This window comes from Kaistia terrae, assembly GCF_026344005.1.
GTDB lineage: Bacteria > Pseudomonadota > Alphaproteobacteria > Rhizobiales > Kaistiaceae > Kaistia > Kaistia terrae.
In genome coordinates this window covers 179,034-200,164 of record NZ_JAPKNH010000003.1, presented here as the reverse complement: position 1 = coordinate 200,164, position 21,131 = coordinate 179,034, and the positions used below count along the sequence as shown (strand labels likewise).

At 63.3% G+C, this 21,131-nt stretch carries 23 protein-coding genes and 4 tRNA genes; 13 read left to right on the top strand and 14 right to left on the bottom strand.

Annotated elements, in window-relative coordinates:
* Window positions 1-6: 6 nt before the first annotated feature.
* Together OSH12_RS10685 and OSH12_RS10680 are read right to left on the bottom strand one after the other, a co-directional pair.
* On the bottom strand, window positions 7-876 hold the full coding sequence (locus OSH12_RS10685) for an NAD-dependent epimerase/dehydratase family protein (protein ID WP_266343530.1): 870 nt from the start codon (window positions 874-876) through the stop codon (window positions 7-9).
* Window positions 877-911: 35 nt separating this feature from the next.
* Window positions 912-1,640 carry a GntR family transcriptional regulator gene (locus OSH12_RS10680; protein WP_266343529.1) on the bottom strand — a complete coding sequence of 243 codons (729 nt, stop codon included), beginning with the start codon at window positions 1,638-1,640 and terminating at the stop codon, window positions 912-914.
* A 95-nt stretch (window positions 1,641-1,735) separates the two neighbouring features.
* Here OSH12_RS10680 and OSH12_RS10675 point away from each other — a divergent pair, with 95 nt between their 5' ends.
* Both OSH12_RS10675 and OSH12_RS10670 read left to right on the top strand, forming a co-directional pair.
* A complete protein-coding gene (locus OSH12_RS10675) occupies window positions 1,736-2,440 on the top strand; it encodes an SDR family NAD(P)-dependent oxidoreductase (protein ID WP_266343528.1) in 705 nt (234 codons plus the stop codon).
* A gap of 17 nt (window positions 2,441-2,457) precedes the next feature.
* A complete protein-coding gene (locus tag OSH12_RS10670; RefSeq protein ID WP_018181501.1) occupies window positions 2,458-3,012 on the top strand; it encodes a 2,4'-dihydroxyacetophenone dioxygenase family protein in 555 nt (184 codons plus the stop codon).
* Window positions 3,013-3,335: 323 nt separating this feature from the next.
* On the opposite strand, the gene OSH12_RS10665 is transcribed toward OSH12_RS10670, so the two are convergent.
* The 7 genes from OSH12_RS10665 to OSH12_RS10635 all read right to left on the bottom strand — a co-directional run bounded on the left by OSH12_RS10665 (window position 3,336) and on the right by OSH12_RS10635 (window position 8,417).
* Window positions 3,336-4,370 (bottom strand): amino acid ABC transporter substrate-binding protein, encoded by a 1,035-nt coding sequence (locus OSH12_RS10665; protein WP_266343527.1) that lies wholly within the window; start codon window positions 4,368-4,370, stop codon window positions 3,336-3,338.
* Window positions 4,371-4,432: 62 nt separating this feature from the next.
* Window positions 4,433-5,074 (bottom strand): L,D-transpeptidase, encoded by a 642-nt coding sequence (locus OSH12_RS10660; RefSeq protein WP_380225150.1) that lies wholly within the window; start codon window positions 5,072-5,074, stop codon window positions 4,433-4,435.
* Between the two features lie 60 nt (window positions 5,075-5,134).
* Window positions 5,135-5,689 carry a hypothetical protein gene (locus OSH12_RS10655; RefSeq protein ID WP_266343526.1) on the bottom strand — a complete coding sequence of 185 codons (555 nt, stop codon included), beginning with the start codon at window positions 5,687-5,689 and terminating at the stop codon, window positions 5,135-5,137.
* A 149-nt stretch (window positions 5,690-5,838) separates the two neighbouring features.
* Window positions 5,839-7,377, bottom strand: a complete 1,539-nt coding sequence (locus OSH12_RS10650; RefSeq protein WP_266343525.1) for an ATP-binding protein — start codon at window positions 7,375-7,377, stop codon at window positions 5,839-5,841.
* Window positions 7,378-7,658: 281 nt separating this feature from the next.
* Window positions 7,659-7,733 (bottom strand) — tRNA-Glu (locus OSH12_RS10645).
* 76 nt (window positions 7,734-7,809) lie between these two features.
* Window positions 7,810-7,884 (bottom strand) — tRNA-Glu (locus OSH12_RS10640).
* 116 nt (window positions 7,885-8,000) lie between these two features.
* The gene (locus OSH12_RS10635; protein ID WP_266343524.1) at window positions 8,001-8,417 is read right to left on the bottom strand and encodes a VOC family protein; all 417 of its coding nucleotides are present in this window, start codon (window positions 8,415-8,417) and stop codon (window positions 8,001-8,003) included.
* A 345-nt stretch (window positions 8,418-8,762) separates the two neighbouring features.
* Between OSH12_RS10635 and OSH12_RS10630 the strand changes: the two genes are divergently transcribed.
* The 6 genes from OSH12_RS10630 (at window position 8,763) to OSH12_RS10605 (ending at window position 11,528) form a co-directional block, all read left to right on the top strand.
* Window positions 8,763-9,338, top strand: a complete 576-nt coding sequence (locus OSH12_RS10630) for a cold-shock protein (RefSeq protein WP_266343890.1) — start codon at window positions 8,763-8,765, stop codon at window positions 9,336-9,338.
* A gap of 5 nt (window positions 9,339-9,343) precedes the next feature.
* The gene (locus tag OSH12_RS10625) at window positions 9,344-9,811 is read left to right on the top strand and encodes a DUF192 domain-containing protein (protein ID WP_266343523.1); all 468 of its coding nucleotides are present in this window, start codon (window positions 9,344-9,346) and stop codon (window positions 9,809-9,811) included.
* A gap of 103 nt (window positions 9,812-9,914) precedes the next feature.
* Window positions 9,915-9,991: transfer RNA gene (locus OSH12_RS10620), tRNA-Pro, on the top strand.
* A gap of 34 nt (window positions 9,992-10,025) precedes the next feature.
* Window positions 10,026-10,331, top strand: coding sequence for an ETC complex I subunit (locus tag OSH12_RS10615; RefSeq protein ID WP_266343522.1), 306 nt, complete (start codon window positions 10,026-10,028; stop codon window positions 10,329-10,331).
* Window positions 10,332-10,378: 47 nt separating this feature from the next.
* Window positions 10,379-10,455: transfer RNA gene (locus OSH12_RS10610), tRNA-Arg, on the top strand.
* Window positions 10,456-10,925: 470 nt separating this feature from the next.
* Window positions 10,926-11,528, top strand: coding sequence for a pyridoxamine 5'-phosphate oxidase family protein (locus tag OSH12_RS10605; protein ID WP_266343521.1), 603 nt, complete (start codon window positions 10,926-10,928; stop codon window positions 11,526-11,528).
* Window positions 11,529-11,650: 122 nt separating this feature from the next.
* Here OSH12_RS10605 and efp read toward each other — a convergent pair whose 3' ends face one another.
* Window positions 11,651-12,217, bottom strand: a complete 567-nt coding sequence (efp, locus tag OSH12_RS10600) for an elongation factor P (RefSeq protein ID WP_266343520.1) — start codon at window positions 12,215-12,217, stop codon at window positions 11,651-11,653.
* 142 nt (window positions 12,218-12,359) lie between these two features.
* Here efp and epmA point away from each other — a divergent pair, with 142 nt between their 5' ends.
* The 3 genes from epmA (at window position 12,360) to OSH12_RS10585 (ending at window position 15,217) form a co-directional block, all read left to right on the top strand.
* Window positions 12,360-13,403, top strand: a complete 1,044-nt coding sequence (gene epmA, locus OSH12_RS10595) for an EF-P lysine aminoacylase EpmA (RefSeq protein WP_266343519.1) — start codon at window positions 12,360-12,362, stop codon at window positions 13,401-13,403.
* A gap of 15 nt (window positions 13,404-13,418) precedes the next feature.
* A complete protein-coding gene (locus OSH12_RS10590; protein ID WP_266343518.1) occupies window positions 13,419-14,489 on the top strand; it encodes a lysine-2,3-aminomutase-like protein in 1,071 nt (356 codons plus the stop codon).
* A 92-nt stretch (window positions 14,490-14,581) separates the two neighbouring features.
* Entirely contained in the window at window positions 14,582-15,217 is a 636-nt protein-coding gene (locus OSH12_RS10585) for an FMN-binding negative transcriptional regulator (RefSeq protein ID WP_266343517.1), read from the top strand.
* A gap of 15 nt (window positions 15,218-15,232) precedes the next feature.
* Here the strand turns inward: OSH12_RS10585 and OSH12_RS10580 are convergent, their stop codons facing one another.
* The 4 genes from OSH12_RS10580 to OSH12_RS10565 all read right to left on the bottom strand — a co-directional run bounded on the left by OSH12_RS10580 (window position 15,233) and on the right by OSH12_RS10565 (window position 18,657).
* Entirely contained in the window at window positions 15,233-15,895 is a 663-nt protein-coding gene (locus OSH12_RS10580; protein WP_266343516.1) for a YitT family protein, read from the bottom strand.
* Window positions 15,896-16,026: 131 nt separating this feature from the next.
* Window positions 16,027-16,971: a protein-methionine-sulfoxide reductase heme-binding subunit MsrQ gene (locus tag OSH12_RS10575; protein WP_266343515.1), complete on the bottom strand. Its 945-nt coding sequence runs from the start codon at window positions 16,969-16,971 to the stop codon at window positions 16,027-16,029.
* A gap of 67 nt (window positions 16,972-17,038) precedes the next feature.
* A complete protein-coding gene (locus OSH12_RS10570; RefSeq protein ID WP_266343514.1) occupies window positions 17,039-17,698 on the bottom strand; it encodes a chloramphenicol phosphotransferase CPT family protein in 660 nt (219 codons plus the stop codon).
* A gap of 23 nt (window positions 17,699-17,721) precedes the next feature.
* Window positions 17,722-18,657, bottom strand: coding sequence for a carbohydrate kinase family protein (locus OSH12_RS10565; protein ID WP_266343513.1), 936 nt, complete (start codon window positions 18,655-18,657; stop codon window positions 17,722-17,724).
* A 214-nt stretch (window positions 18,658-18,871) separates the two neighbouring features.
* Here OSH12_RS10565 and OSH12_RS10560 point away from each other — a divergent pair, with 214 nt between their 5' ends.
* Both OSH12_RS10560 and glmU read left to right on the top strand, forming a co-directional pair.
* Window positions 18,872-19,609 carry a cytochrome c biogenesis CcdA family protein gene (locus OSH12_RS10560; RefSeq protein WP_266343512.1) on the top strand — a complete coding sequence of 246 codons (738 nt, stop codon included), beginning with the start codon at window positions 18,872-18,874 and terminating at the stop codon, window positions 19,607-19,609.
* Between the two features lie 95 nt (window positions 19,610-19,704).
* Window positions 19,705-21,060 carry a bifunctional UDP-N-acetylglucosamine diphosphorylase/glucosamine-1-phosphate N-acetyltransferase GlmU gene (gene glmU, locus OSH12_RS10555; RefSeq protein ID WP_266343511.1) on the top strand — a complete coding sequence of 452 codons (1,356 nt, stop codon included), beginning with the start codon at window positions 19,705-19,707 and terminating at the stop codon, window positions 21,058-21,060.
* Window positions 21,061-21,131: the final 71 nt, after the last annotated feature.

Sequence of the window (21,131 nt, the reverse complement as noted above, 5' to 3'; positions counted from 1 at the left end):
TGGGGACTAGCTGGCGAGTTCCCGGGCGGCGTCATCGGCAGGCGCGAATCCAAGCCGATCGGCGGCGTTCGCCAGATTCCAGGCCATGCCGGTATTGTTCGACACCGCATTGACGAGGATCCCCGGCGTCGGCCAGACGGTCGCATCGGCGCGCAAGGCCGCTGAAAAATAGCCGAGGAGATCGCGGTTCGACAGCCACATGCCTCGGAACCAGGCGAGGTCCCGCTGTGCCGCGATATCGATCGCGTCGAGGTGGCTATGCGGCGTGCCGGAGGCGGTGATGGTCGAGGGGTGGTTTTCGCCGGGCTGGCACCAGCCGATCCGGAGCGCCACCGTCGTCATCCCGTCGCGCGCGGCGAGGGCACCGCAGAGCCGTTCGCCCATCAGCTTCGCCACCGCATAGGGCGTGCTGTCGCTGCTGCCGCCATCATGGCGCCAACGCGTGCCGGGCAGCGGAGGCAGAGCCTCCGTCAGCGCACCCGGCGTCAGGGCGATGTCGGTTTCCTTGTAGCCGCCCATGACATGGTTCGATGTGGCGAAGACGAAGCGGCGCACACCGGCGCGGCTGGCGGCGCTGGCGAGCAGGGCGGTCATGTCGAAGGAGGCCGCCGAATCCGTCCAGTCCGCCTCCGGATAGGGGTTTTGCGCGGCCAGGTGGATCACCGCATCGCTGGAAGCGATCACATCAAGCCAGCGTCGATCACCGCCATCGCGCAAGTCGGCCTCGACGCAGGCGAGGGTGGCGTGGCCCGGCGGATCGATCGGATCGAAGCGGCGATCGATCGCCACAAGGGAGCCGCACCACGCCTGTTGGCCCAGTCCGGCGATCAGCTTGCGGGCAAGGTTACCGTTGCCGCCTGTGATGGCTATGCGCATGGCCTGATTATCCAGTCCGGAAAAGGGAGGGGCTATCACATGCGCCCGCCATCATCGGCGAGATTGGCGGTGATGCGATCGCGGGTGACGAAGATGTGTGAGGACATGGCGGCTTCGGCCTTTCCCATATCGCCGGCTCGAACGGCGTCGAGAATGGCGCGATGGTCGGCCTTGATCCGGGTCGCGGCTTCCAGCTCCCGGAAATAATGCACGCGCATAATGTGCAGATGCACATGCAGGTTGCCGTAGAGCTCTTCCAGTCGTCGATTGCCGCTTGAAGTGACGATGGCTCGATGGAAGCTGCGGTCCCATTCGGTGAAGAGGTCGTAGTCGACATAGATGTCGCCGGCCGTCGCCGCTTCCATCGCCTCGCAGGCGGTCTCCAAGGTCTTGGCCAGCGCGGCATTGCGGCCGTCGCGGATCGCCATGCGCAAGCCGTGCAGCTCGATGGCCTCGCGCACCTCGAAGATCTCGCGAATATCCTCCGTGGTCAGCGCGCGCACAAAGCAGCCGCGGCGCGCCCGGATTTCGACCAGACCTTCTGCCGCAAGGCGTTTCATCGCGTCGAGGACGGGTGTCCGGCTGACGCCCAGTTCGGAGGCGACGAGGTCGATCAGGATCTGCTGGCCGGTTTCCAGTTCGCGCCGGAGGATGCGCTTGCGGATCGCCGCATAGGTCTGCTCGCCTAGATCGGTATGCCGCAACGGCTCGAAACCGGCGCGGGGCGGATGGGTTGGATCGGCGAGGGTGTTTTCAGAGGCCAAGGCTTGCCTGTGTCGGAGAGGGGAACGCTGCTTGACATGTAACATGTGAAATTTTACGGATCAATCATCACCGCTCTCCAGCCAAAGGCATTCGCATGGTGAAGAAGGCTCTTGTTACCGGCGGTGCGCGCGGCATCGGTTTTGGCGTTGCCGAAGCGCTGCTTGCCGCCGGCTATGCCGTCACCGTCACCGGTTTGAGCGACGCGGAAGTCGCCGCCGTGCCGGTGCGCGACGGCCTGACGGCGATCGTTCTCGACGTCACGGACCAAAACTCCGCCGATGCCGCCATCGCCGGCCTCGACCGCCTCGACGCGCTCGTCAATTGCGCCGGCGTGCTGTTTCGGGGGCATGAATACGACATGGCGGTGTTCCAGAAGGTCATCGACGTCAACCTGACCGGCACGATGCGGATGTGCGTCGGCGCGCGACCGTTGCTGGCCAAGCAGGGCGGGGCGATCGTCAACACCGCGTCGATGCTGGCGATCTTTGGTGGGCCATTGGTGCCCGCCTATACGGCGTCGAAGGGCGGCGTCGCCCAGTTGACCAAGGCGCTCGGCGTCGCCTGGGCCGAGGAGGGCATTCGCGTCAATGCGGTGGCTCCCGGCTGGATTGCCACCGAAGTCACGCGCGGCATCGTCGAGGATCCCGTCCGTTCGGCGGGGATCCTCGGGCGCACGCCCATGAAACGCTGGGGCGAACCCCGCGATATCGGCGACGTTGTCGCCTTCCTGTGTTCCGATGCCGCCCGCTTCATGACCGGTACCGTCGTGCCGGTCGATGGCGGCTATGCCTCGGTTTGAGACGAGAGAGTGAGATCATGAGCGACAACACCACTGTCAACCATTCCGGCCTCGAAACCGACGCGGATTCGAAGCGCATCCCCTATCGCCATCCGCAGCCAAAGGAATCCTTCCCGGAGATCGTCATCCCGAACGCCATTCCGACTGACGAGCGGCTCTGGGTGCCGCAACAGGAAAACGTCTGGTTCCGGCCGCTCTGCCTGTCGGCGAGCCGGGGCTACTGGATGAATTTGTTGCGTGTCCGAAAGTCCGGTGTGCTGTCGCGCCATCGCCATCCCCAGCCGGTGCATGGCTGGGTACTGAAGGGCAGCTGGCACTATCTGGAGCATGACTGGACGGCGGAGGAGGGTTCCTACGTCTACGAGGCACCCGGCGAGACCCATACGCTGGTTGTCGAGCCGCATGTGACGGAGATGATCACGCTGTTCCAGGTCAACGGCGCGATGATCTATGTCGATCCCGATGGCGCGGTGCAGGGCTACGAGGACGTCTTCACCAAGATCGACCTCTGCCGCAAGCACTATACGGATGTCGGACTCGGCGAGGGTTATATCGATCAACTGATCCGGTGAGGGCTGGTCTAACTGAAGGGTGACGGCTCAAGCGCCCGGGTCTGCAATCCAAGGGATCGGAGCGCTGATAGGCGGTCTTGCTGGACCCTCCTTCGAGGCTTCGCTGCGCGAAGCGCCTCAGGATGATGGTTGAGGAAGCCGCGGCAGCGTCAGACCCTCGGTCTGCTTTCTGTCGTCCCTCCGGCATCATCCTGAGGTGCCCGGCAAAGCCGGGCCTCGAAGGAGGGTCCAGCGGAGCGCCTTCGCTTTGGGAAGTTCTTCCTGCCAAACAAAAAAGGCCGGCACCTTTCGATGCCGGCCTCTTTCATTCGTTCGAAACGACCCTAGCGGATCGGCGGGGCGTACTGGATTCCGCCCAGCGACCAAAGCTGGTTCAGCCCGCGCGGGATGCCGAGCTTCGAGCCCACACCCAGATTGCGCTCGTAGCTCTCGCCATAATTGCCGACGGTCTTGACGACATTGACCGCCCAATCGTTCGAAAGGCCGAGCTTCTCGCCAAAGGCGCCTTCCGTGCCGACGAGGCGCATGACGTCGGGCTTCTTCGAGGCCTTGGCCTCGTCGATGCGTTCCGACGATACGCCCAGCTCTTCCGCGTTCAGCATCGCGTTGTGGACCCAGGCAACCAGGGCGCGCCACTTGGCGTCGTCCTGGCGGACGACCGGGCCGAGCGGCTCCTTCGAGATGACGTCAGGTAAGATGATGTGGTCGGCGGCGTCCGCCAGCGTGGCGCGCTCTGAATAGAGCTGCGATACGTCGGTGGTGAGCACCGTGCACTTGCCGGTCTTGTAGTTTTCGAGCGATTCAGCCGGCGTGCTGGCGGCGATCGCCGTGAACTTCATCGAGTTGGTGTTGAAGTAATCAGCGAAGTTCGCTTCGCTGGTGGTGTCGCTCTGGACGCAGACGGTCGCGCCGTCCAGCTCCAGCGCCGAGACCTTGCCACTGTCGCGTTTCACCATGAAGCCCTGGCCGTCATAGTAGGTGACGCCGACGAAGGCGAGCGGCAGGTCCGTCTCGCGCGACATCGTCCAGGTCGAGTTGCGGGACAGGAGGTCGACCTTGCCGTCCTTCAGCGCGTCGAAACGCTCTGTCGTCGACAGCGGCACATAGGTCACTTTTTCCGGGTCGTTGAAAATTGCGGTGGCGACGGCGCGGCAGAAATCGACGTCGAAGCCAGTCCATTTGCCGGCCGCGTCGGCATTCGAGAAGCCGAGCAGGCCCTGATTGACGCCGCAGATCAGATTGCCGCGCTGCTTGACCGTGTCGAGCGTGCCCGCCTGGGCCGCTACTGCCGAACCCAGCGTGGCGGCAAGCGCCAGCGCCGCTATGCGCGCAGAAAATACTTTCGCAGGAAACACCATGGTCGCCCCTCCAAGAGATTGTTCATGAAGCCACCCCAAGCGAGGCGACCGGATAGCCGCTATCAGAGCTTGGCCTGCTGGCGCACGATCACCTTCGTTCCGACTGGCACGCGGTCAAACAGGTCGACGACGTCGTTGTTGACCATGCGGAAGCAGCCCGACGACAGCGCGTGGCCGATCGTCTGCGGCTGGTTTGTGCCGTGGATGCGATAGATCGTGTCGCCGAGATAGAGCGCGCGGGCGCCCATCGGGTTGCCTTCGCCGCCGGCCATGAAGCGCGGCAGGTAAGGCTGGCGCTGGATCATTTCCGCCGGCGGACGCCAATCGGGCCATTCCGCCTTGCGCGAAATCTTCAGAAGGCCGGACCACTGGAAGCCGTCGCGGCCGACGCCGACACCGTAGCGGATGGCGCGGTTATCGGGCTGAACGAGATAGAGGAACCGTTCGTCCGTGTTGATGACGATGGTACCCGGCGGCTCGTTGGAGCGGAAATAGACCGGCTGCGGCCGGAATTCCGGCGGCAGCAGCGATTCCTGCTTCGTCGGCACGACGCCCGGCTGCTCGCTGATGTTGAGTATGTCACGAACGCCGGCCTCGGCGGGTGCGACGGGCGCAACAGCCATGGCAGCGGCGCAGCCGAGAAGAGCCAGCGACAGGGGGCGTTTCAGCAATTGGCGGAAAAGGCGGGCTGCTTTGTCTCGCATGGGGACCTCGAACTCTGGATAGGCGATTGGGGGAAAGCCCGGCCGCAGCCGGGCTCGAAATCAGCCGGAAGTCGTTCGCGCCGGGGTGGCGGCCGGAGCCGCCTGACCGCAGCGCGCGAAAACCATGGTGCCGTAGCGTGCCGTTACGCCGGGATCGACCCAGGGAGCGACAATGACGCCGTCCTGGAACGAGGTGATCTGGCGATCCTTGGGCATGCCCGCGGGGCCCGGCGGCCCGATATAGACGCGGCCGCTGGCCGTCTTCAGGACCAGTTCGCTCGGCTGCGACTGATCTGCCAGATACATCATGACGCCGTTGTTGGGGCCGCGGGTGATGACGTAGGGATTGTTGCAGTAGCGCCGCGCTTCGTTGATCGTGCGCGCCAGGTCTTTCTCCTCGCGGAACGAGCCGAGCCCCCAATTGCCGACCAGATCCTCGGTCGTGATGGAGATCGCGGGCGTTGCCGGCGCGACGGACGGGGAGACCCGCTCCGTGACCGATGCGCAGCCGGAAATCGCCAGAAGCGCGGCGGCGCCGGCAAGCCAGGCTCCGGTTCTACGGCTGAGGGCACCGAAAGGGGCTCCATCGACCGTAATTCGTGCGGTGTGTTCCATCCGTTTCCCCCTTAGCGCGGCCAACTCGATACCGTCCCTACGCAGCTATTGCCGCAACATTGACGCTAAGGCAGCACGTGATTCTGGGCAGTATGATGGCGGGGATGCGGCGGGGATTGCAACTGATCGATGCCGATGCGGGTCGCGTTCTATTCCGCCGGGCGCGCTGTCGGCAAGGAGACCATGGGCGCGCGCCGCAGCGGATCGACCTTCTTGATCGGTCCAGCCTTCGGTGCGCCTGGCAAGGTTCGCCAGTTGACGCCCGCAATGGTGACGATGCGGCTGCCGCGAAAATCGGCTTCGCTGCGGATGTGGCCGTGTTCGGACATATAGGTGAGTAGCCAGCGTCCGCGCGACGGCGACCGGCTGCCATAGGCATTGGCCAGCGCTTCGTCGGTAGGGCAGGGAGCCTCCTCGCGTGCGGCGCGGGCGAGCAGCAGGAACACGCCCTGCATCTCCTCCGGCAGGCTTTCCGCCACGGCGAGAACCTGCTCCCAGGCGTCGTCGCCCCTGTCCGAGCTGACGCCGGCGCGCGCCAGCGCCAGGCGCTTGCGGAAGCTCGGCATGTCCTGGCCATAGGTGCCGAGCTTCTTGATCCGGCAATGGAACAGGAAATCCTGGTAGATGGACGGCGCCGGGCGGAAGGCCGTATCCGGGTCCGACATGATCTCGGCATAGACGCTGTCGAGCAGTTCCTGCTTCTCCGCCTCGGTGCGGGTGTCGAGTTCGACTTCCGGCGTCGTGTCGAGCGGACCGGAAATCTCGATCTCGCGCAGCAACTCCGCCGTTCCTCGGGCGCGCGAAGTGCTCGGCGCCGGCATCGGTAGGAGGTCGGATTCGCCGCCAACGAAAATCAGGTCCTGCATTTCAGCCTTCGGCATGTCCGGAAGCGGCATCAGGACGGGGCGACCGCTGCGGCCGGCGGTATCGACCGCGCCGATGCGCAGCGGAATCGGCTTGCGCGAAAGGGCCGGGCCCAGCGCGACGAACTGGCCGGGATCGAGATCGCGGAACCCTTCCGCCTGGCGACGGTCCATGCCGAGCAGATCGGCGGCGCGCGCCATGTCGATATCGAGAAAGGTGCGGCCCATCAGAAAGTTGGATGCTTCGGCGGCGACGTTCTTGGCGAGCTTGGCCAGTCGCTGGGTCGCGACGATGCCTGCCAGTCCGCGCTTGCGGCCACGGCACATCAGATTGGTCATGGCGCCAAGCGACAGGCGGCGCGCTTCGTCCGACACTTCGCCGGCAACCGCTGGCGCGAAGATCTGCGCCTCGTCGACGACGATCAGCATCGGATACCAGACACTGCGGTCGGCGTCGAAAAGGCCGTTCAGGAAGGCGGCGGCGCAGCGCATCTGCTCTTCCGCGTCGAGGCCCTCGAGATTGAGCACGACGGAGGCGCGATGCTGGCGGATGCGCAGCGCGATACGCTGCAGTTCGCTCGGGCTGCGCTCGGCGTCGACGACCGTATGGCCGTAGCGTTCGGAGAAGCTGACGAAATCGCCTTCTGGGTCGATGATCGCCTGCTGCACCATGCCGGCGCTCTGTTCGAGCAGGCGGCGGAGCAGGTGGGATTTGCCGGAACCGGAATTGCCCTGCACGAGCAGGCGCGTCGAAAGCAGTTCCTCGAGGTCGAGAAGGGCCGGCTGTCCTGCCGTATTCGTCCCGAGTTCGATTCCAGCTTTCATAGTGCTCCACTTAGCCTTTGCGCGATGGCCGGACCCTAGAGCATTTCACTGTTTCTTTGAAACGGCGAATGGCTCTAATTCGTTGGCTGGTCGCGTTTTCTTCACGCGAACCGCAGCACACTTCGCTCGAAAACGCTCTAGCACGGGAGGGCAAGGTAGCGGGCCATCGGATTGTTACTCCACAGGAGATGCGCCGCGACCAATGCGCCATCCGCGCACGCAATCTCACGGGCCCGGCGATAGTCGCCCGGCATTCATCTCGGAGTTCGATCAAAGAGGATTGGTGCGCCCTAGGGGAGTCGAACCCCTCTCTCCACCGTGAAAGGGTGGCGTCCTAACCGATAGACGAAGGGCGCAGCGATGCGCTTTATAAGTAGTAACCTTGAGCGTGACAAGCTCAGGCCTTGCTCCCGGAACCCGTTCAAGAACGGGTGGTGCGCCCTAGGGGAGTCGAACCCCTCTCTCCACCGTGAAAGGGTGGCGTCCTAACCGATAGACGAAGGGCGCGGCGAGGCGGTTTATAGGGGGCAACCCCCGGAGTGACAAGACCGTTCGTCGGTCTTGTTTTCCGCCTGTGGATAGAGCGCCGCCTCATTGCTGAGACGGCGCGGAATTACTGGCTTTTACCACTTGCCCGTATTCGGCATCGAAGCCCAGGGCTCCTGCGCCGGAAGCGGATCGCCAGCCTGAATCAGCTCGACCGAAATATTATCGGGCGAACGGATGAAGGCCATGTGGCCGTCGCGCGGCGGACGGTTGATGGTGATGCCGGCCTTCTGCAGCTTGTCGCAGAGCGCATAGATGTCCTCGACCAGATAGGCGAGGTGACCGAAATTGCGGCCTTCGCCGTAAACTTCGGGATCCCAGTTGAAGGTCAGCTCGACCTGGGCTGCCTCGTCGCCGGGAGCGGCGAGGAAGTACAGCGTGTAGCGACCCTTCTCATTGTCGATCCGGCGGACTTCGTTCAGGCCAAGCTCCTTGTAGAAGGCGATCGACTTGTCGACGTCCGTCACGCGGACCATGGTGTGAAGATACTTCATAGAGGCGTTGTCCTTTCCCAGGGGTGTCTTGGTCGGGCTCTTGCGGCTGCCGCTGCTACGGCGCTCCGACAGATGGCGTCTCACCATAGCCGCCGTCCTTCGAAACAGGAACCCGCGCGCACCGCGATCGCTGCGAAAGCGAGCGTGCCGGCGGGATGGGTTTCCGAAACACTAACGATCCGTTAACGGAAATCCCTGGTTGTGGCGGGGATGTCACTGGTCACGCTCGGATCCGATGTTATTCTCATGCGGGGAATCGGTCGCAGCATTGCCGTGAAGTCGGTATTGCGCGATCGGCCATGTGAATAGACGGCCTGAATGAAGGCCTATCCGGGGGCCGACAAGATGGGTTCCAAGAACAGCGCTGAATCTTCGTCCGCCACGCGGGGCGAGGACGATGGCGGGCTGGATCTGGTAGAAGTAGCCGGCTCGATCAAGTGGTTCGATGCCTCCAAGGGCTACGGATTCATCCTTCCGGATGATGGTTCTTCCGACATTCTGCTGCATGTGACTTGCCTTCGCCGCGATGGGTTCCAGACGGCCTATGAAGGATCGCGCATCGTATGCGAGGTCACGCAGGGCCAGCGTGGACTGCAGGCGTTTCGCGTCCTCAGCATGGACGATTCGACTGCCGTGCACCCGGCACAGGTCGGCCCGCCGCGTACGCATACGGTTGTCGTTCCGACGAGCAGCCTCGAGCGCTGCGTTGTCAAATGGTTCAATCGGGTCAAGGGCTTCGGCTTTGTTACCCGCGGCGACGGTACCGAGGACATCTTCATCCACATGGAAACGCTGCGTCGCTTCGGCTTGACCGAGTTGCGCCCGGGCCAGACCGTCCTGGTTCGTTTTGGTGTTGGCGACAAGGGGCTGATGGCTGCCGAGATCCGTCCAGATGACGGCTCGGGTCCGTCGTCGCACTGACGGCTGTGGCGCTCTACGGCTTCCGTTTTGCCTTCGTGTCGGCAGTGTGCGCCATCCTCGCCTTGGGGGGGGCCTTCGGCGGGGACGCTATTGCGGCCGAAAAGCACGACACAATCCAGGTCGTCACGAAGACCGGCTCGCACGAGATAAGCATCGAATGGGCCGTAACCCCGTCCGAGCGTGAGCATGGCTTGATGGGGCGCGAAAAAATGGCGGCCAACCACGGCATGCTGTTTGATTTCGGTAGTGAGCAGCCGCTCTATTTCTGGATGAAGAATACGCCGCTTTCGCTGGATATAATCTTCATCAAGGCGGATGGCCGCACGTCGCGCATTGCGCGGGCGACAACGCCTTTCTCCGAAGACCTTATTCCGGGCGGTTCCCCGGCTCGCTATGTGCTGGAGTTGGTCGCGGGAAGCGCGGACCGTCTATCGCTGGCGCCGGGCGATCGCATTGTCATTCCGAAGCGCTAAATTCGACACTTTGAGAAAATGGCCTGTTGAGGCTCCAATTTGTCGCCGCTCAACGCCTTGAAGATATGGGATGGACCGTGTAATCCACCCCTGTCGCGAATGTCGGGGCATAGCGCAGCCTGGTAGCGCATCTGGTTTGGGACCAGAGGGTCGTAAGTTCGAATCTTACTGCCCCGACCATTCGACGACGAGATTTCATGGAGGCGAGCTGAACATGGTTGCGCGTATCTTCAGGCCGACACGCAACGCGATGCAGTCGGGCAAGGCGAAGACCGAGCGCTGGACTCTATCCTATGAGCCGGAAGTTCCTGTCTCCGTCGAGCCGTTGATGGGCTACACGTCTTCGTCCGACATGAATCGCCAGATCAAGCTCTCGTTCGACACGCAGGAAGAAGCTGTGGCCTATGCCGAGAAGAACGGCATTCCCTATCAGCTGATGGCCGCGCAGGACGATACACGCAAGAAGATCTCCTATTCCGACAATTTCAAGTTTGGCCGCCTGCAGTCCTGGACGCACTAAGCGCCGGTAGACGCCGAGCCTGTTCCCAGAGACGGGTAGGCATGAACGGCCCCGTAGCTCAGCTGGATAGAGCAGCCGCCTTCTAAGCGGCAGGTCGCTGGTTCGAGCCCAGCCGGGGTCGCCAAATTTTTCAAAGACTTAGCTCTATTTCATAATCTCGCTTTCAAGTCGCCTTAGCGGCGCAGCTTGCTGTTGGCATGTTGCCTTGGAGATCGCTGTTCCGAAGCGAGATCGGCAACGCCAGCCTAGATGCTGCGGGCCTGGCCCGGCACAGTGTCTCGATATGGCGATCCAACTCAACCGGGTCCGATATCGACTCCCTTCGTATTGGGATCGGGAAGAGAACCCGTACCAGGCGTCTTCTCATGATCGGTGAGGTCGGGTCGAGCGTGTGGCCCTTCGGGCGGCATGGGCCTCGTATTCTTGGGCACCTTTTTCCCTGTCTTTTGATCAGCGGCCATGGGCGTCTCCTCGATCTTAGGCAATGGGAATCAACGCAGCTGCGACAGGTTCGTTGCTGGGTGCTGGACCGCTCTGGGCGAACCAATTCGCTCCATTGAGGCGCCTGTGGAGCTATGGGCGAGGCAGAAACGCATGGGCAACCGATCCCATCGGCGACCCAGCGCTTCACCATCTGCTGGTGGCAACCATTCCGTCTGTTTCGCGTTTTCCTGTCCAATCAAGGAGAACGAAATGGCACATGAGGAAGAACACGGGAAGACGCTAGCCGAGATGGAGGCGCGCGCCTGGGAGCTTGTCGAAAAGATACAGTTTGCTCTGTTCTCGACCTGGAACGGCGAGAGAATGGAGCAATGGCCGCTGACTTCCACGGTCGATAAGGAGGCGAGAGCCTTCTACTTCCTCGTCGACAAGGGAGCCTCCCGCTACAATCATCTCGATACGTTTCCCGATGTGATGCTCGGCTTTGTCGATTCGCCCGGTGCCAAATATGTGGTCATCAACGGGAAGGCGGAGCTCAGCAACGATCGCGACAAGATTAGGGATCTCTGGTCGCCGTTCGCGAAAGCCTGGTGGGATTCAGCGGAGGATCCCGCCATCCGTCTGCTGACGGTGAAGCCAAATCGTGCCGAGCTTTGGGATTCGCCCAATAAACTGGTCTCCGCCGCTCTCATGCTGACTGCCGTCGTGACAGGAGCCAAGCCATCCATTGGAGAGCATGGCGCGGTTCGGCTTTAGCCGTCGTCCAGGGTTCTCGCCATTTACGCTAGGAAAAAAAACGGCGCCGGGGTAATGCCCGACGCCGTTTCAAGATCTGTGCGATTCCCCGGGGAGAATCGCGGTCGTGCTTTAGGGTCGACTTAGTCCTTGGCGCGCTCGACGTAGGAGCCGTCTTCCGTGAGGACGACGATGCGCGTGCCCGGGCCGATATGCGGCGGGACCATCGAGCGAACGCCGTTCGACAGGATCGCAGGCTTGTAGGACGAGGAAGCGGTCTGGCCCTTCGTCGTGGGCTCGGTGTCGACGACTTCGAGCGTCATGCGCTGCGGCAGGACGATGCCGACGGCCTGGTCCTCGAAAATCGACAGGCGGACGACCATGCCCTCCAGGAGGTAGGGAGCCGCGTCGCCGACGACGGCCGGCGTCACGATGATCTGCTCGTAGTTCTCGACGCTCATGAAGGTGAAGCCTTCGCCGTCCTTGAACAGGAAGGAGAAGTCACGATCTTCGACGAACGCGCGCTCGACCTGTTCGGTCGTCTTGTAGCGGTTCGAGGTCTTCACGCCGTCGGCGAGGCCGCGCATGTCGATCTGCGTGGTGGGCGTGCCCTTGCCTGGGTGGAAGCTCTCGGCAGTAAGAACGGCGTAGAGCTTGCCGTCTACCTCGAGAATGTTGCCCTTGCGGACCTGGCTGGCGATAACCTTCACGAAATAATCCTCAGATTGGCGTCGGCGCCCGTACAAAGGCGCGATTATGGCGCGCACCATAGCGATTCCGCTGGTTCGCGCCAGTCGAATCTCGCCAGTTCCGGCAGGCTGGTCCAAGGCGAATGACAGGAGAAGCTTGAGAATGACCCGCGCATCCCCTTGGTGGACGCCGCATGTCCACGCGGATCGTCGTCCGTTCCTGTTGAAGCGCGGGCACATCAAGCGAACGGTGCACAACTGGTTCCAGTCGCGCGATTTCGTCGAAGTGGAGTGCGGGATCGTCCAGGTATCGCCCGGCAACGAAACGCATTTGCATGCCTTTGCCACCGAACGGGTTTTTCCCGATGGCACGCGGCAACCGCTCTATCTCCATACGTCGCCGGAATTTGCGGCCAAGAAGCTGCTGGCCGCCGGTGAGAAACGAATTTATACGCTCGGACCTGTGTTCCGGAACCGCGAACTCGGTCCGCGCCATGCCTGCGAATTCACGATGCTGGAATGGTATCGCGTCGGCGAGCCCTATGAGGCTTTGATGAAGGATTGCGCCGATCTGCTGGCGGCTGCGGCCGAGGCAGCGGAAACGCGGCTTTTCACCCATCGGGGTTTCGAATCGGATCCGTTCGCGGAGCCGGAGCGGTTGACAGTCGCCGACGCATTTCTGCGCTATGCCGGTGTCGATCTGCTGGCGACGCTCGCGGCCGACGGTTCCGCAGATCGCGATGCGTTGGCGGCACAGGCGACCGCGACCGGCATTCGAATTGCCTTCGACGACACCTGGAGCGACATCTTCAGCCGCATTATCGCGGAAAAGGTCGAGCCCAATCTGGGGCAGGGCCGACCGACCATCCTTTGCGAATATCCCGTCGTAGAAGCGGCTTTGGCGCGGCCCAAGGCTGGAGATCCGCGTGTTGCGGAGCGCTTCGAACTCTATTGCTGCGGTGTGGAACTCGCCAACGGATTTGGTGAGTTGACGGATCCAGCCGAACAGCGCCGACGCTTCGTTGCCGAGATGGACGAGAAGGAGCGCGTCTATGGCGAGCGCTATCCGCTGGACGAGGATTTCCTGGCGGCACTCGCCATCATGCCGGAGGCGTCTGGCATCGCGCTCGGCTTCGATCGGCTCGTCATGTTAGCGACCGGCGCGCCGCGCCTCGATCTTGTGATCTGGACACCAGCCACGGAATGATCGAAAGAGTGCGGAATGTCGCGCTCACCCGTCATTCCGCTTGAAAAATCACTGACACTGCGTTCGCCCGCAGCCCTGGTCGGGGCCGGCCTTGTGCCTGCCTCCGCCCGCGAGGGGCTGGACCGCGTGGCCGAGCGCTACGCCGTGGCGGTGACGCCCGCGATGGCGAAGCTGATTGACGCAAGCGATCCGCATGACCCGATCGCGGCGCAGTTCGTGCCGACGACCGCCGAGCTGACCACTTTGCCGGAAGAACGCGCCGACCCGATCGGCGACGATGCGCATAGTCCGGTTCCGGGGCTGGTGCATCGCTATCAGGACCGCGTGCTGCTGAAGCTGGTGCATGTCTGCGCCGTCTATTGCCGCTTCTGCTTCCGCCGCGAGACAGTTGGCCCGGGTGGCCCGACCATGCTCGGGGAGGAAGAACTGGAGGCGGCCCTTTCCTATATCCGCGGGCGCCCGGAAATTTGGGAAGTCGTCTTTACGGGCGGCGATCCGCTGGTGATCGCGCCGCGCCGTCTGGCCGAATTGCTGGAACGCTTTCGCGCCATCGAGCACATCAAGATCCTGCGCTTTCACACGCGCGTGCCGATCGTCGATCCCGCGCGCATCACGGGCGAACTGGTCGCGGCGCTGCGCAATACCGGCAAGACCGTCTATATCGCCATCCACGCCAACCATCCTCGCGAACTGACAGCCGACGCCAAGGCAGCGCTGGCCCGGCTTGTCGATGCGGGCATCGCGCTTGTCAGCCAGACGGTTTTACTCAAGGGCATCAATGACGATCCCGAGACGATGGCAGCGCTGATGCGTGGGTTCGTCGAGGCGCGGGTAAAACCCTATTACCTGCACCATGGTGACCTCGCGCCCGGCACGAGCCATTTCCGCACCTCGATTGCCGAAGGGCAGGCGCTGATGCGCGCCTTGCGCGGTCGCCTGTCCGGGCTCGCACAGCCGACCTATGTGCTCGATATCCCCGGCGGCTACGGCAAGGTGCCGATCGGGCCGGATTATGTCCGCGAGGATGGCACCGTCATCGATCCGAATGGCGGCGAGCACGAATACCGGTTCAACGACGCCGTTTGAGTGCTGCGCCAGGCGTCTTCAGGACGCTGTGCCTTGCGATCGGCGGCCGGCCGATGGCAGGATCGGCCGATTGTTCCGCATGAGGGTTTATCGTGTACCAACCTCCCGCCTTTCGCGAAGACCGGCTTGACGTCATGCATGGGCTGATGCGCGCCCATCCGCTGGCCATGCTGGTGACGGCGGGCGAGGGCGGGCTGATGGCCAATCTGATCCCGTTCCTGATCGATCCGGCTGGTTCCGAGAAGGGGCTGTTGCGGGCCCATCTCGCCCGCGCCAACGAGCAATTGACGGCGCTCCGGGCCGGTGCCGAGGCGATGGTGCTATTCCAGGGGCCGAACGCCTATGTGACCCCGAACTGGTATGCGACCAAGGCCGAGACCCACAAGGTCGTGCCGACCTGGAACTATGCCACCGTGCATGCCTGGGGCACGCCGCGCATTCTCGAATCGACCGACTGGCTGCGCCAGCAGGTCGGCGAACTGACCGATGCGAGCGAGAAGTCGCAGGCGCGAGCCTGGAGCGTCGATGACGCGCCGGAGCCGTTTCTTGCCGGCCAGATGAAGGGCATTGTCGGCCTAGAGATCCCGATTGCCCGCATCGAAGGCAAGTGGAAGGTCAGCCAGAACCGGCCCGCTGCCGATCGCGAAGGCGTCATCGACGGATTGCGGCAGAGCGACCATCCGATGGCCGAACTGGTGGCCGAGCGCTACAAGCCGGCGTCCGACTAGCTCGATCCCGGGCTCTCACACCCTGCGCGACCGGAGGGCTGCCTTGGCCGTGCGGTTGCGTTCGAACCGGGCGAAGCCGGCATAGCGGCCGGGCTTGTGATAGAACGCCAGCACGATGTTGAGGCAGATCACGGCGAAGACCGAGAGCGCCACCTGGCTCGGCTGGAGCAGCAGGAACGCCGCGGCCATGACGCAGAGATCGGCCGCCATCAGCAGCTTGCCGGCCCGCCAGCCATAGCGCTCCTGCAGATAGACCGCCGCCGTGGCGAAGCCGCCGATGCCGGCCTGGTGGCGGATCAGCGACAGCATGCCCATGCCAATCAGCAGCCCACCCATTGCAGCCGCCAGTACCGGGTCGATGTGGCCGAAGGTCAGGAAGGACGGGAGCAGGGTTGTCTCGATCGAGAGCAGCGCCGTCGCTATGACCGAGCGCAGCAGATAAAGCGGACCGAAGGCGAGATAGGCGAAGATGAAGAACGGCACGTTGATCACGAAGAACACACTGCCGAAATCGAGTCCGGTCGCCTTGTTGGTCAGGAAAGCGATGCCGGCTGTGCCGCCAATGCCCAGCCCCGCCGCCTTCAGCATGGCGAGCCCGAGGGCGATGAACAGCGTGCCGATCAGGAAGGCGAGGGCATCGTCGTAGAGCGAATGGGCGAGTTGCCGTTCGTCGTCCATCTGCCATCTCCGCGGCGACCGTAAACTAGGACAGTAATACTGTCTTATCTCGGCAGCAAGGCGGATAACGCACAGCAGAGGGCGACGAGGCGTCTCTCGTCCCTTGGGTGGCATCCCGTCGCGGAATAGCGTTAGGCGGTAGTTTCGCGTGGCTGCGACGAGGCTTCATCCGTTTTCGCAGTCAAGCCGGGTTGGCGGGTCGAACGGCGAGACGACTTCTTTTCCGGCAGGAAGCGACGAAGAATGGCGATAGCAAGCACGGCGAGCACCATGCCGCCGATGATCCAGGCCGGCCTGATCCCCGCGGCGGGATTGAAATTGGTCGGCAGCACGCGACTGAAGGCGACACCGATCTTCAGATAATAGTAGAGGGCCTCGCCAAACGCCGTGGCGACCGTCACGGCCGCACCCAGCGCAATCGTTGCGGGCAGCGTGGCCAGCCGGGATTCGCCAATCCATGCAGCGAGTAAGCGCCATGCGAGCAGCCAGATGGCTACAGCCGTGATGACGATCGGTTCGGTGACGCCGAGCTTCGATTGCAGGAAAAAGTGCAGCGCTGCCAGCAGGATGATTGGATAGATCAGCTGGTGCAAGCGCCGCCAGTTCAATCCGCCCATTCGCTTCATCATGCCGTTCGTCGAGGTGATCGCCAGTGGCACCAGCAAGATCAGCACCATCAATCCGATCGTGAGATAGACGCGTGCAAAGATCTCCGAGATGACCTTCGGGATGTCCCAGGCAAGATCGCCGGCATAGGCTACGAGGTGGATGATGGCATAGGCGAAAACCGCAACGCCCAGCGTCCGTCGCACGAACACCAGCTCCGGCCAGCGCCAGACATGGCGAAGTGGGGTGACTGCCAGCGTGAGAAGCAGAAGGCGGACGGCCCAGAGGCCGGCTTGGTGGTTGATCTCGATCATCTGGCGTGGTCCGAGCGTGCCCATGGCTGCGCGGACGACCAGCCAGAGGCCGGGCAGGAATACGCCAACGAAGACAAGGGCCTTCAGGGTCGAGAAATCACCCTTCCTGTCCTGCCAGGGATAGAAGCGCGGGGCGGGGACGGCGGATCGATTCATCGGGACCTCATGCAATCGCTCATAGTCCTATTACGTGACCGGATCGCGATTGGTGTCACCAGAGCGATCAGGTTTCCGTGAGCGGCGCCATCTTGGCCAATCGTTCGATGGCCGTCGGTCGCGTGATGCCGACGCTCAGGCGCTCGCGGATCCGCGCCGCGCACTCGGTCGGGCTCATCTCAGTCGTATCGACTTCAAGATCGTAGATGCCGGGGACATGTACCTCGCGCTGCCAGCGCAGGACCGGGGCAGGAATGGGCTCCTCCGGCGTTCCGACCGCGTAACGGCCCTCACGCCCGGCCTGGCCGCGATTGCGCCGCTCCATGATGACCTCGATGGGGCAATACACGCCGACGAACAGCACCGGCAGTCCGGCGAGGCGGCGGGCGCAATCCGGCAGAGTATGCAGCGGCTTTGAATAGCTGTCGTGATGCGCGACATCGACGACGACGTCGAACCCGAGCCGGCTATGGGCGGCAATCGACTCGTAGAGCGCCGCGTAGAAGCGCGGAACCAGCGCTTCGAGATCCGGCCGCTCGCCACCGGGACGCAAGCCCATGCCGGGGCGATAGCGCGCCGGCGTGACGGCGTCGACATAGGCGTCGACGCCGAGGTTCATCCAGGGACCATCGAAGTCCTGCTGAATTGCCGCCGCGATGCTGGATTTACCGGATCGCGGCGCGCCGTTCAGGATGACGATCTGGCCCAGTCTCGCAGTTTCTGACATGCGCGGGCCTCCTCCGGCGGGGTTTACACGTCGGCCTCGACGAGTTCGTTGCGCCAGGGCGGATTGGCGCCGGCCCGCGAGCAGGTGATGGCCGCGACACGGTTGGCGAAATCGAGCGCATCCTTCAAGGAAACGGGATCGATGTTGCGCACGCCGTCGATCGTCAGATGCCCCTTTTCCGAGAGCCGCGCCAGCAAGCCGCCGGTGAAGCTATCGCCCGCGCCGACCGTGTCGGCGATGGTGACCGGAATGACGGGGCTGAACACCGAACCCGTTGGCGTATAAGCCGTGACGCCGTTGCCGCCACGCGTGACGACGACGAGGCCGGTGCCGGACGCGAGCCAGCCCTTGGCGATCGTCTCGACGTCAACGCCTGGGTGCAGCCATTCGAGATCGGCGCCGGAGATCTTCACAATGTCGGCCCCGTGGGCGAACTGTTCGACGCGTGCGCAGAAGGCGTCACGATGCTGGATCAGCGTCGGGCGCACGTTGGGGTCGTAGCAGATCACCCGCTTGCCGCGATTGGCGTCCATGACGGCGGCGAGACGGTCGACGATCGGTTCTGGAATCAGCGAGATCGAGCCAAAATGCAGCGCCTCGACTTCGTCTCCTACAGGCTCATGGGCGGCCGGGTCGTGCAGGCGACCAGCGGAGTTCTCATCGAAGAAAGCGTATTGGGGCTCGTCATGCAGCAGGCTGACGAAGGCAAGCGTCGTCGGGCGCGCCGAGAGGCCGGTATATTTCAGGCTGACCTGGCTGCGCTTCAATTCCTCGACCAGCAGCTCGCCGAAGAAGTCCGTCGAAATGCCACCGAGAAACCCGGTCGGAATGCCGAGGCGACCGGTGGTCAGAGCCACATTATACGGTGAGCCGCCGACCTTTGGCTGATAGGAATCATTCCCGCCAGTATCCTTGACCGGCAAAAAGTCGATCAGTGCCTCGCCACAACTCACGATCATTTCGGTCGTCCTCCGCGCGTCTCTTTCGCCCATGCCCATTAGCGGAAGCGCGTCTCGCCGCCAAGCGGGTATGGCTCACTGCTTCGCGGCTGCGTCGAATAGGCTGCGATCCGATGTCCCGCGTGTTTCGTCCGTCCCTTTGCCCTATAACCGCTTTGCGACGGTGGCATCCGCCGGGTCGCCGACGTTTTTGTGTGGGAACGACCGAGAAGCCATGCCGTCCGACGTAACGCTCTGGGGCGCCCTGATCGCGGGGCTGCTTTCCTTCATTTCGCCCTGCGTGCTGCCGCTGGTGCCGCCCTACCTTTGCTATGTCACGGGGCTCAGCCTCGACGAAGTGACCGGAACAAAGGCCGATGGCCGCATCCGGCGGATGGTGCTGCGCTCGTCGCTCGCCTTCGTGCTCGGATTTACCACTGTTTTTGTGCTGCTCGGCGCGACCGCCTCGGTGCTCGGTCGCATGGTGGCGCGGCAGCAGGAAATCCTGTCGATCGTCGCCGGCCTTGTGATCATCGTCATGGGCCTGCATTTCCTCGGCGTCTTCCGCATCGCCTTCCTGCAGCGCGAGGCCCGCGTTCAGGTCGCGAACCAGCCGGGCGGCCTTGTCGGTGCCTATGTTCTCGGCCTTGCCTTCGCCTTCGGCTGGACGCCCTGTATCGGCCCGGTACTGGCGGCGATCCTCGCGGTTGCTGGCTCGCAGGACACGGTCGGTCGGGGGGCCGGGCTGCTGGCGATCTATTCGCTCGGGCTCGGCATTCCCTTCATGATCGCCGCCGGCTTCGCCGAACGCTTTATCGGCGGGTTGCGCCGTTTCCGCCGCTATATGCCGATGGTGGAAAAGGCGATGGGCGTGTTCCTGATTCTCGCCGGCGTTCTGTTCCTGACGGGACAGATGACGGCGATGTCGTTCTGGCTGCTTGAAACCTTCCCGGCACTGTCGCGGATTGGTTGATCTCGAGTCCGCTGGCAAGGGCTCGCAGCCACGCCAAAAAACGCGGCAATAGCTATTTAGTGTTTTGGCGCCATAGCCATTCTCTCGGAGGAAACATGCCGGATCGCTCTTCGCTCGCCATCGTGCTCGCCGCAGGCGAAGGCACGCGCATGCGTTCAACCATGCCGAAGGTGATGCACGCCGTCGCCGGCCTGCCGATGATTGGCCATGTGCTGAAGGCTGCAACGAGCGCCGGTATCGACCGCTTCGCCGTCGTCGTCGGCAAGGGCGCCGGAGCGGTGCAGACATTCGCCGCGAAGTTGGCGCCGTCCGCTGACATCGTCGAGCAGGTCGAACGTCTTGGTACCGCGCACGCTGTTTTGGCCGCACGCGCGTCCCTGGAAACTCCGACCAATGATGTTCTGGTCCTTTATGGCGATACCCCCCTCGTTACGGCCGAGACGCTTGCGCGCATGCGGGCCGAACTCGCCAAAGGGGCGAGCGTGGTCGTGCTTGGCTTTCGTCCGGATGTACCGACGGGCTATGGCCGTCTGATCGAGCGTGACGGGCAACTTGTTGCGATCCGCGAGGAGCGCGAAGCGACCGACGAGGAACGCGCCATCGGCTTCTGTAATGCCGGCCTGATGGGCTTTCGCGGCGAGACCGTGCTGGCGCTTCTGGACGCCGTCGATAACAACAACGCCAAGGGCGAGTTCTACCTGACCGACGCCGTCGAGATTGCCAACAAGCGCGGCCTTGCCGTGGTTGCCATCGAGGCGGATGCGGCTGAAGTTGGCGGCGTCAACACGCGCGCCGAACTCGCCGATGTCGAAGGCATCTGGCAGCAGCGCGCACGTCAGGCCGCCTTGCTTGCCGGCGTGACGATGATCGCGCCGGAGACGGTGTTCCTGGCGCATGACACGGTACTGGCCCGCGATGTCCTGATCGAGCCCAATGTGTTCTTTGGGCCGGGCGTCGTGGTCGACGAGGGGGCCGTTATCCATGCCTTCTCTCACCTCACGGGGGCCCATCTGGAGACCGGAGCGGAGATTGGGCCGTTCGCAAGGCTTCGACCGGGCACGCAGCTAGGTCCAAAGAGCAAGGTCGGCAACTTTGTCGAGGTCAAGAACGCCGAGATCGGCGCAGGCGCCAAGATCAGCCATCTTACCTATATTGGCGACGCCAAAGTTGGCGCCGAGGCGAATGTCGGCGCGGGCACCGTCACCGGCAATTACGATGGATACGACAAGGCGCTGACCGTGATCGGCGAGGGCGCCTTCATCGGCTCAAACAGTGTGCTGGTCGCGCCGGTTACCATCGGCGACGGCGGCTATGTGGCCTCCGGCAGTGTCATCACGGAAGATGTCGCACCGGACGCTCTCGCGATTGCGCGTGGCCGGCAGGTGGAAAAGCCCGGCTGGGCCGCTCGTTTCCGCGAGATGAAGGCGAAGACCAAGCGGGTACGCGTTTAGTCCTTTCGGTGAAGGGGCGAAACAGGAAGTGATTTCGGGTACTTGGCCCGAAAGGCTAAGACGCATCCCAA

Excerpts from the sequence above, each read along its gene's own strand:
- OSH12_RS10685 (WP_266343530.1), bottom strand. The coding sequence starts at position 876 with ATGCGCATAGCCATCACAGGCGGCAACGGTAACCTTGCCCGCAAGCTG.
- OSH12_RS10675 (WP_266343528.1), top strand. The coding sequence starts at position 1,736 with ATGGTGAAGAAGGCTCTTGTTACCGGCGGTGCGCGCGGCATCGGTTTT.
- OSH12_RS10670 (WP_018181501.1), top strand. The coding sequence starts at position 2,458 with ATGAGCGACAACACCACTGTCAACCATTCCGGCCTCGAAACCGACGCG.
- OSH12_RS10665 (WP_266343527.1), bottom strand. The coding sequence starts at position 4,370 with ATGGTGTTTCCTGCGAAAGTATTTTCTGCGCGCATAGCGGCGCTGGCG.
- OSH12_RS10660 (WP_380225150.1), bottom strand. The coding sequence starts at position 5,074 with ATGCGAGACAAAGCAGCCCGCCTTTTCCGCCAATTGCTGAAACGCCCC.
- OSH12_RS10655 (WP_266343526.1), bottom strand. The coding sequence starts at position 5,689 with ATGGAACACACCGCACGAATTACGGTCGATGGAGCCCCTTTCGGTGCC.
- OSH12_RS10650 (WP_266343525.1), bottom strand. The coding sequence starts at position 7,377 with ATGAAAGCTGGAATCGAACTCGGGACGAATACGGCAGGACAGCCGGCC.
- OSH12_RS10635 (WP_266343524.1), bottom strand. The coding sequence starts at position 8,417 with ATGAAGTATCTTCACACCATGGTCCGCGTGACGGACGTCGACAAGTCG.
- OSH12_RS10630 (WP_266343890.1), top strand. The coding sequence starts at position 8,763 with ATGGGTTCCAAGAACAGCGCTGAATCTTCGTCCGCCACGCGGGGCGAG.
- OSH12_RS10615 (WP_266343522.1), top strand. The coding sequence starts at position 10,026 with ATGGTTGCGCGTATCTTCAGGCCGACACGCAACGCGATGCAGTCGGGC.
- OSH12_RS10605 (WP_266343521.1), top strand. The coding sequence starts at position 10,926 with ATGGGCAACCGATCCCATCGGCGACCCAGCGCTTCACCATCTGCTGGT.
- epmA (WP_266343519.1), top strand. The coding sequence starts at position 12,360 with ATGACCCGCGCATCCCCTTGGTGGACGCCGCATGTCCACGCGGATCGT.
- OSH12_RS10590 (WP_266343518.1), top strand. The coding sequence starts at position 13,419 with ATGTCGCGCTCACCCGTCATTCCGCTTGAAAAATCACTGACACTGCGT.
- OSH12_RS10580 (WP_266343516.1), bottom strand. The coding sequence starts at position 15,895 with ATGGACGACGAACGGCAACTCGCCCATTCGCTCTACGACGATGCCCTC.
- OSH12_RS10575 (WP_266343515.1), bottom strand. The coding sequence starts at position 16,971 with ATGAATCGATCCGCCGTCCCCGCCCCGCGCTTCTATCCCTGGCAGGAC.
- OSH12_RS10570 (WP_266343514.1), bottom strand. The coding sequence starts at position 17,698 with ATGTCAGAAACTGCGAGACTGGGCCAGATCGTCATCCTGAACGGCGCG.
- OSH12_RS10565 (WP_266343513.1), bottom strand. The coding sequence starts at position 18,657 with ATGATCGTGAGTTGTGGCGAGGCACTGATCGACTTTTTGCCGGTCAAG.
- OSH12_RS10560 (WP_266343512.1), top strand. The coding sequence starts at position 18,872 with ATGCCGTCCGACGTAACGCTCTGGGGCGCCCTGATCGCGGGGCTGCTT.
- glmU (WP_266343511.1), top strand. The coding sequence starts at position 19,705 with ATGCCGGATCGCTCTTCGCTCGCCATCGTGCTCGCCGCAGGCGAAGGC.